We start from the raw sequence: 7,343 nt of genomic DNA, 5'->3' as shown, positions 1-7,343 counted from the left end.
TATAGTTAAGTCTTTATAAAATCGATACAGCCCATATCATAAAACAGTTTAGGGAGATTATTCTCCATCCACCCTTGGCGCAGAAACTTAGCCTGTGCCCATTTTTTCTCAATAGGGTTCAGATCAGGGCTGTACGGCGGCAGCCAAAGAATACGATGGCCATGTCTGTTTAATAGTTTTTGAATGCGTTTGCTTTTATGAAACCGAGCGTTATCCATGACAATCACGCATTTAGTCTTGAGACTTGGAATTAAAGTGTGTTTGCACCAGTCGTAGAATATGGTGCCATTGATGTTCTGCTCAAAGTAATCAAGCGCAAAAAGCATTTTTTCATAGAGAGCTCCGATGACGTTGGTTCGCTTTTTTGCTTGCCAGTTGTAGCTATCGATACAGGGTGTACCAATCGGTGCATAGCCATGAGAACGAATGGTTTCAGCCTCAAAGCCGCTTTCATCCATATAGACAATGGGGTAGCCTTGCTGCGTAAAGCTATCAAGCTTATTCTGGAATACTGCTCTTTTTATCGGACACGCTTTTGGATGTTCTAAGGTCTTTTTTTTGACTGATACCAAGACGCTTTAAAGCATTAAAGATGCCAGTCTTACTACAGTTCAAGCGACGAGCTCTTTCATAGTTATAATCATCTGGATATGTTTTTACGTCTTCAATCAATGCGTCATCAGGTATTTTAGTTGGTGCTTTATTTCTGGTTGTTTTAGGAGTTAGGTTCTGCTGCCAGCTGTGAATGGTGCTGGTGCTAAGTCCATAAAACAGCGCAGCTTCTCGTATGGTCATGCCATCAGCGATGCTAGAAAGTACCTGTTTGCGATAGTCTATTGAATAAGTCATTGTTTATTTCATTAATTAAGATTGTTATAAATATTGTATCGGTTTTATTTGGATTAGACTATATGTCGTCTATAAAGTATAAATTAACGGTAAAAATAGATAAGAATTTATTTTTAAACCCATATCTTTACGGATTTAAGTATTGATTCAAGAAATCCATTTATACCAGTCTCGCTGTATCGTTTTTATAACGAATTGACTATAGAGTTACTTTTTCATAGCCAGATAATCTATTGCTAACTGACTAAGCGCTTTTGTACCCACTTTAAATGACGATTCATCTACGTAGAAGTAGGGAGAGTGGTTATAGGGGGCTTTAGCTGGGTCTTGGCCTGCTGGTGTCCCACCTAAAAAGAAAAATAAACCAGGTACTTCTTGAGCATAAAAGGAGAAATCCTCGGATGCTGTTATTTTAGGTATCTCTAATACATTGTCTGTACCTGCTACGTTTTTGAGCGTCGGTAACATTTGCGTGGTAAGGTCTGGGTTGTTAATCGTGACCGGATAACCTTTGTTGATTTTGACGTCAGCTTTGGCGCCCGATGCCATTGCTATATGAGTTGCCGTCGTCTTTATATTACTAAAAATCTGCTCGCGATTATCCATGTCAAAGTTACGAATAGTGCCAATCATATTGACATTATCTGGAATAATATTGTTGCGTACACCGCCGTCTATTTTACCAAAGGAGACAATGGCAGGCTCTTTGGTAATATCAATTTGACGGCTGACTATATGATTCACGCCGGTTACGATTTGCGCTGCAGTTGAAATAGGATCGACCCCGTTCCAAGGTGCTGAACCATGTGTTTGCTTACCATTTACTGTTATATCGAAGCTATCAGCACTCGCCATAACAGGGCCACTTCGGTAACCAATTTTTCCACTATTTAAACTCGATGTGATGTGTAACCCAAACGCCACCTCAGGCTTATACTTTTTAAATATACCCTCTTTTAACATAAGCTCAGCACCGCCTTCTTCACCCTCAGGGGCACCTTCTTCAGCAGGCTGAAACACAAACATAATATTGCCGTGCAATTCATTTTTAACCGCAGCTAGTACTTCAGCCGTGCCCATAAGCATAGCGACATGAGTATCGTGCCCGCAGGCGTGCATCACGCCAACTTCTTCACCCATGTACTTGGTCACAATGGTTGATTTAAATGGTACGTCCGCCTTTTCGGTAACGGGTAGGGCATCCATGTCTGCGCGTAGCATCACTGTAGGGCCAGGTTTCGCACCCTTCAAAAATCCAACAACGCCTGTATGTGCGATATCAGTTTCGACCTGCATACCTAGTGATTTTAGGTGCTTGGCAACAATAGCGGCAGTGCGGGTTTCTCTATTGCCCAGCTCAGGATGCTTATGAATATCTCGACGCCATTCAATCACTTTGTTTTCAACACTTTTAACTTCTTTATCGATGTTGATGTTGGCATGAGCGCTAAAGGTGCTACAGGCCATAATACCGACAGCCAATGATAATAATGATCGTTTCATACTTTCTTCCTTGAATGATGGTTTGTTGGTTGATTGATGTGTCTTCCTTGTAATTACTTTTCTATTCTCACGTTTTATAAAAATTTTTAATCCGCAATAGAGTTATTGATCATGCAAATACTGCCTTACTAGTTGATTGAAGGCTTCAGGCTGTTCAATATTGGAGATATGCGAGGCATCGATAGTCGCAAGCGTAGAGTGGGGGATATGATCGACCATATATTGACCATCGGCAACCGTCGTTACTGGATCCTCGGTACCTGCCACCACGGTGATAGGTACGCGAATATCTTTTAGTTGCTCGCGAGTATCCGCGACAGATAACGCCTCGCAGCAGCTGGCATAACCCTCGCTACTGCCAGCCGCGAGAGCGCTGGACAATGCTGCGACTACATCAGGATGATTATCGATAAAACTTGCTGTGAACCAACGCGGAGCGGCTGTAGCGGCGATAGGATCTAGACCTTGCTCACGTACCAAGTGCGCGCGATCTACCCATGATGCCTCATTGCCAATCTTCGCGGCGGTATTGCATAGCATCAAGTGATGAAAGCGGTCAGGGTGATTGATAGCTAACCATTGACCAGTCATACCGCCCATAGAAATGCCACAAAAAAATGCTTTACCTATGTTCAGATAATCAAGCAAATCAATGACGTCTTGTCCAAGCTGATCGAAACTATAAGGACCTCTTGGTGCGGAAGATTTACCATGGCCACGAGTGTCATAGCAGATGATAAAATAATCGTTTTGCAAAGCATCGATTTGTGGCTGCCACATATGATAGCTGGTACCTAAAGAGTTGGAGAATATCAGAGCAGGGTTACTGCTATCACCAAAAGTGGCATAGTTTAGCGTTATATCTTTATTGTCAAATTCAGGCATGATGAACGTCCTTGTTTGTGATTGTCATGTGAGTAAGGTATTGGTTTTTGCCTATCAATGAGTGCATCTATTTTTTGAGCTATCTATATATTCTCAACACGCTCAATAATCATCGCGATACCTTGTCCAACTCCGATACACATTGAGCAGATAGCATAACGCTTACCTGTTTTTTCCAGTTGATTAAGGGCGGTTAAGATCAAACGTGCACCTGAGGCGCCGAGTGGATGACCAAGGGCAATCGCACCGCCGTTAGGATTGACGCGCTCGCTATCATCAGCTAACCCTAAGTCACGTGTGCAAGCTAGAGCTTGGGCGGCAAAGGCTTCGTTTAATTCAATGACATCCATCTCATCAAGCGTTAGTCCTGTTTGCTTAAGCAGTTTTTTCATTGCGGGTGCTGGGGCAAAACCCATGATACGCGGCTCAACGCCTACGGTAGTTGCCCCTATAATACGTGCACGCGGCTTTAGATTAAACTCTTTCACCGCCTGCTCTGACGCTACTAGGAAGGCTGCCGCACCATCATTGATCCCAGAAGCGTTGCCAGCTGTCACCGTACCATCTGCAGTTACGATAGGACGCAGTTTGGACAACTTTTCAAGTGTAGTATCAGCGCGAGGATGCTCATCAGTATCGACGGTGACAGGCTCGCCTTTACGTTGTGGGATGACGACAGGGGTAATCTCTTCTTTGAAGAATCCTGACTCTTGCGCCGCTGCGGTACGTTGTTGGCTACGTAGCGCAAAGGCATCTTGGTCAGCACGGTTGACATTGAACTGTTCGGCGACATTTTCGGCGGTTTGCGGCATAGTCTCCGTGCCATATAGCTCATCAAGCTTTGGATTGATAAAGCGCCAGCCCATAGTGGTATCTTCAAGCTTTTGACTACGACCAAACGCTTGATCTGACTTATCCATTACAAATGGCGCACGACTCATGCTTTCAACACCACCTGCAATAATTAGATGCGCTTCACCTGTTTTAATCGCACGCGCCGCTATCGCTAACGCATCCATTGATGAGCCGCATAGGCGGTTCACTGTGGTGGCTGGCACTTGATAGGGTACGCCTGCAAGAAGAGATGACATACGTCCGACGTTGCGATTGTCTTCGCCGCTTTGGTTGGCACAGCCATAGATGACGTCATCTACTTGTACCCAGTCGACATTAACATTACGTTCGATTAGCCCCTTAATTGGTATAGCGCCTAAGTCATCTGCACGTACAGTTGCTAGACCGCCGCCGTAGCGACCAAAAGGGGTGCGAATGGCGTCAATGATATAAGCGTTTGTTAAGTTATCCATTGTAGATATTATCCTTATTATTATTTTACTGTAGTGGCATCAGTCAGTGTGGCGCCCGTCAAGGCCTGTAAGTCCGAAAAGCTCATGCCATCAACCATTTCAGTGACTGCTAAACCTTTATTAGTGACATCAATGACACATAGATCAGTATAAATGCGATCAACGCAATTTTTACCAGTCACAGGATAGGTAAGCTTGCTGACGATTTTAGGGTCGCCCGTCTTGGTGGTGTGATTGGTCATCACAAAGACTTTTTTGGCACCGACGGCTAAGTCCATAGCGCCGCCAACAGCAGGTATTGCATCCTCTGCACCGGTGCTCCAGTTGGCTAAGTCGCCATTGGCAGCCACTTGAAACGCGCCCAATACACAAATGTCGATATGACCACCGCGCATTATCGCAAAAGAGTCGCCATGATGAAAGAAGCTGCCGCCATCGAGCATGGTGACATATTCTTTTCCGGCATTAATTAGCTCGGGATCCTCTTCGCCTTTGGCAGGTGGTGGTCCAAAAGCTAGTAAACCGTTTTCTGAATGCAAAAAGACATCTTTATTATCCGGTAAGTATTGGGCAATCTTAGTCGGTAGTCCGATACCTAAATTGACATAGGCACCATCTGGAATATCTTGTGCAGCGCGCTCGGCGATTTGATCGCGTGTCAAAGCGGTGTAGGAAGTATGGCTCATGATGACGCTCCTTATAATTGGCAGTATTAAGCGGTGGTTGTAGTTGCTGTGCTAGCAGGTTCGGTACTAGCAGGCTGGATTTGCACCACATGCTGCACAAAAATACCCGGTGTAATAACGTTTTCAGGATCAAGCTCACCAAGATCCACCGTTTCAGATACCTGAGCGATAGTTACGTCAGCTGCCATTGCCATGATTGGACCAAAGTTGCGTGCAGACTTGCGGTACACCAAGTTGCCCCAGCGATCGCCTTTATTGGCTTTAATTAAGGCAAAATCAGCCTTTATCGGATATTCAAGAACATAGTCTTTACCATCGATATGACGAGTCTCTTTACCTTCCGCGAGTAAAGTGCCAAAGCCTGTTGGCGTATATACTGCACCGAGCCCCATACCAGCTGCTTGAATACGGCAAGCCAGATTACCCTGTGGTACTAGCTCCAGTTCAATCTTGCCAGCATGATAAAGCTCATCAAATACCCAAGAGTCTGATTGACGGGGAAAAGAGCAAATTATCTTACGCACAGCACCTGTTTTTAAGAGTTTGGCAAGGCCATGGTCGCCGTTACCGGCATTATTATTAATGATGACCAAATCTTTTACGCCCAAATTAATAAGCCCATCAATGAGTTCAGCGGGTTGACCTGCTGTACCAAAGCCGCCAATCATGATGGTGGCGCCATCTTTAATTTGACTAAGTACGTCAGAGATACTTTTATCAGCTTTATTAATCATATTTATATCCTATAAAAATTCATATGGGGTAATGTCTTCAAAATTAATAAGTGGTACATGGATTGGACTCATTGCTCTGACACTACTTAATTTTTTTTCGTAAGAGACTTACTCTTAATGAGTTTCATTATTAGAGGTTGTTAATGAAGTAAGTGAGGTTGGTAGTAGGCGCTTTTTGGTCAAAATATGATGAGCAATCATGCCTATAAGAATCCCCCAAAACACAGAGCTTAATCCTAAAAAGCTCATACCCGATGCTGTCGCTAAAAACGTAATTAACGCCGCATCTTTTTGACCGTCATCTTTCATAGCGAGCGTAATATTGGCAGAAATGGCACCGATTAATGCAAGGCCAGCTAAGGCGGCGACCAATTCCTTTGGTAATAGGCTAAATACCATAACGATACTGCCAGCAAATAAACCGCCAAATAAATAGAAGATGCCATTAGCGACACCTGCGATATAGCGCTTTTCCTTAAGTTCATGCGCATCTTTGCCAGTACAAAGCGCGGCTGTGATAGCGGCAAGTACGATAGTGATACCACCAACACATGCAACTGCTAAAGAGGCGAGGCTTGTAACACTCACAATAGGCTTGGCTGGCGTGTCATAGCCACTTAGATTTAAAATAGCCATGCCGGGTAAGAATTGACCAGTTAAGCTCACAAGGATGAGTGGTATAGCGAGGTTAAACGTTGAGTTCCACGACCATTCAGGTGCAATAAAATTAGGTATGGTAACGGCTAAATCGAAATGGACAGGGTTCATTTTGCCAAGTAAGACGCTTAAGATAACACCGCATATCAACACCCAGATCATCGTATAGCGCGGCGAAAAGCGTTTGGCTAATAAATAGCAACCGAGCATGCTAAAGACGATAAATGGCATGCTATCAGTGGCTTTAAATAATTCTAAGCCGAACTGAAATAGGATGCCTGCCATCATGCCAGCGGCAATACCGTTAGGAATCCATTTTAATATTTTGTCGAAGTAACCTGTCGCTCCAATAATAAATATGACAATCGCTGAGATGATATAACCGGCAACAGCTTCATTAATACTCATCTGTGGAAATAGGGTAACCAGTAAAGCGGTACCAGGTGCGGACCATGCTGTAATAACCGGTGTTTTATATTTAATAGATAAATAAATACCAGGAATGGCAGCACCAATGGAGACACCCCAAATCCAAGACGCCATCATGGCATCCGATACTTGTGCGGCTTGTGCGGCCTGAAAAAAAATAATCAAAGGACCTGCATAGGAAATAAGAACCGCTAAGAACCCTGCAACCGATGCAGAGAGCGACCAGTCGTTTTTTAAGGTTTGGATTACAGAGGCCATATTGCTTCCTTGCAAATTAGCATTCGTTACGGGGT

8 protein-coding genes are annotated in these 7,343 nt (G+C 44.1%); all 8 read right to left on the bottom strand.

Features of this window, described 5'->3' with window-relative positions:
- Positions 1 to 5: 5 nt before the first annotated feature.
- Entirely contained in the window at positions 6 to 572 is a 567-nt protein-coding gene (locus tag W234_RS14400) for an IS630 family transposase (protein WP_227501901.1), read from the bottom strand.
- Entirely contained in the window at positions 499 to 849 is a 351-nt protein-coding gene (locus W234_RS14695) for an IS630 transposase-related protein (protein ID WP_025643618.1), read from the bottom strand. Before W234_RS14695 ends, W234_RS14400 begins: the two co-directional genes overlap by 74 nt.
- Positions 850 to 1,056: 207 nt before the next feature.
- Complete coding sequence (locus W234_RS0100210; RefSeq protein ID WP_025643616.1) at positions 1,057 to 2,352, bottom strand: M20 family metallopeptidase; 1,296 nt, start codon at positions 2,350 to 2,352, stop codon at positions 1,057 to 1,059.
- A gap of 102 nt (positions 2,353 to 2,454) precedes the next feature.
- Positions 2,455 to 3,237: a 3-oxoadipate enol-lactonase gene (gene pcaD / locus W234_RS0100205; protein WP_025643614.1), complete on the bottom strand. Its 783-nt coding sequence runs from the start codon at positions 3,235 to 3,237 to the stop codon at positions 2,455 to 2,457.
- Positions 3,238 to 3,320: 83 nt separating this feature from the next.
- Complete coding sequence (gene pcaF, locus W234_RS0100200; RefSeq protein WP_025643609.1) at positions 3,321 to 4,544, bottom strand: 3-oxoadipyl-CoA thiolase; 1,224 nt, start codon at positions 4,542 to 4,544, stop codon at positions 3,321 to 3,323.
- Between the two features lie 20 nt (positions 4,545 to 4,564).
- Positions 4,565 to 5,230: a 3-oxoacid CoA-transferase subunit B gene (locus W234_RS0100195; RefSeq protein ID WP_025643608.1), complete on the bottom strand. Its 666-nt coding sequence runs from the start codon at positions 5,228 to 5,230 to the stop codon at positions 4,565 to 4,567.
- A 26-nt stretch (positions 5,231 to 5,256) separates the two neighbouring features.
- Entirely contained in the window at positions 5,257 to 5,964 is a 708-nt protein-coding gene (locus tag W234_RS0100190) for a 3-oxoacid CoA-transferase subunit A (RefSeq protein ID WP_025643607.1), read from the bottom strand.
- A 114-nt stretch (positions 5,965 to 6,078) separates the two neighbouring features.
- Positions 6,079 to 7,308, bottom strand: a complete 1,230-nt coding sequence (gene benE, locus W234_RS0100185) for a benzoate/H(+) symporter BenE (RefSeq protein WP_025643606.1) — start codon at positions 7,306 to 7,308, stop codon at positions 6,079 to 6,081.
- Positions 7,309 to 7,343: the final 35 nt, after the last annotated feature.

Origin of the sequence: Psychrobacter sp. TB15, assembly GCF_000511655.1 — a bacterium.
In the GTDB taxonomy this organism is placed as follows: Bacteria; Pseudomonadota; Gammaproteobacteria; order Pseudomonadales; family Moraxellaceae; genus Psychrobacter; species Psychrobacter submarinus.
Note: the sequence above shows the minus strand (reverse complement) of the source record. Positions and strands in the feature narration are given on the sequence as shown.

Coding starts and splice junctions, on each gene's coding strand:
- W234_RS14695 (WP_025643618.1), bottom strand. CDS start 849: ATGACTTATTCAATAGACTATCGCAAACAGGTACTTTCTAGCATCGCT.
- W234_RS0100210 (WP_025643616.1), bottom strand. CDS start 2,352: ATGAAACGATCATTATTATCATTGGCTGTCGGTATTATGGCCTGTAGC.
- pcaD (WP_025643614.1), bottom strand. CDS start 3,237: ATGCCTGAATTTGACAATAAAGATATAACGCTAAACTATGCCACTTTT.
- pcaF (WP_025643609.1), bottom strand. CDS start 4,544: ATGGATAACTTAACAAACGCTTATATCATTGACGCCATTCGCACCCCT.
- W234_RS0100195 (WP_025643608.1), bottom strand. CDS start 5,230: ATGAGCCATACTTCCTACACCGCTTTGACACGCGATCAAATCGCCGAG.
- W234_RS0100190 (WP_025643607.1), bottom strand. CDS start 5,964: ATGATTAATAAAGCTGATAAAAGTATCTCTGACGTACTTAGTCAAATT.
- benE (WP_025643606.1), bottom strand. CDS start 7,308: ATGGCCTCTGTAATCCAAACCTTAAAAAACGACTGGTCGCTCTCTGCA.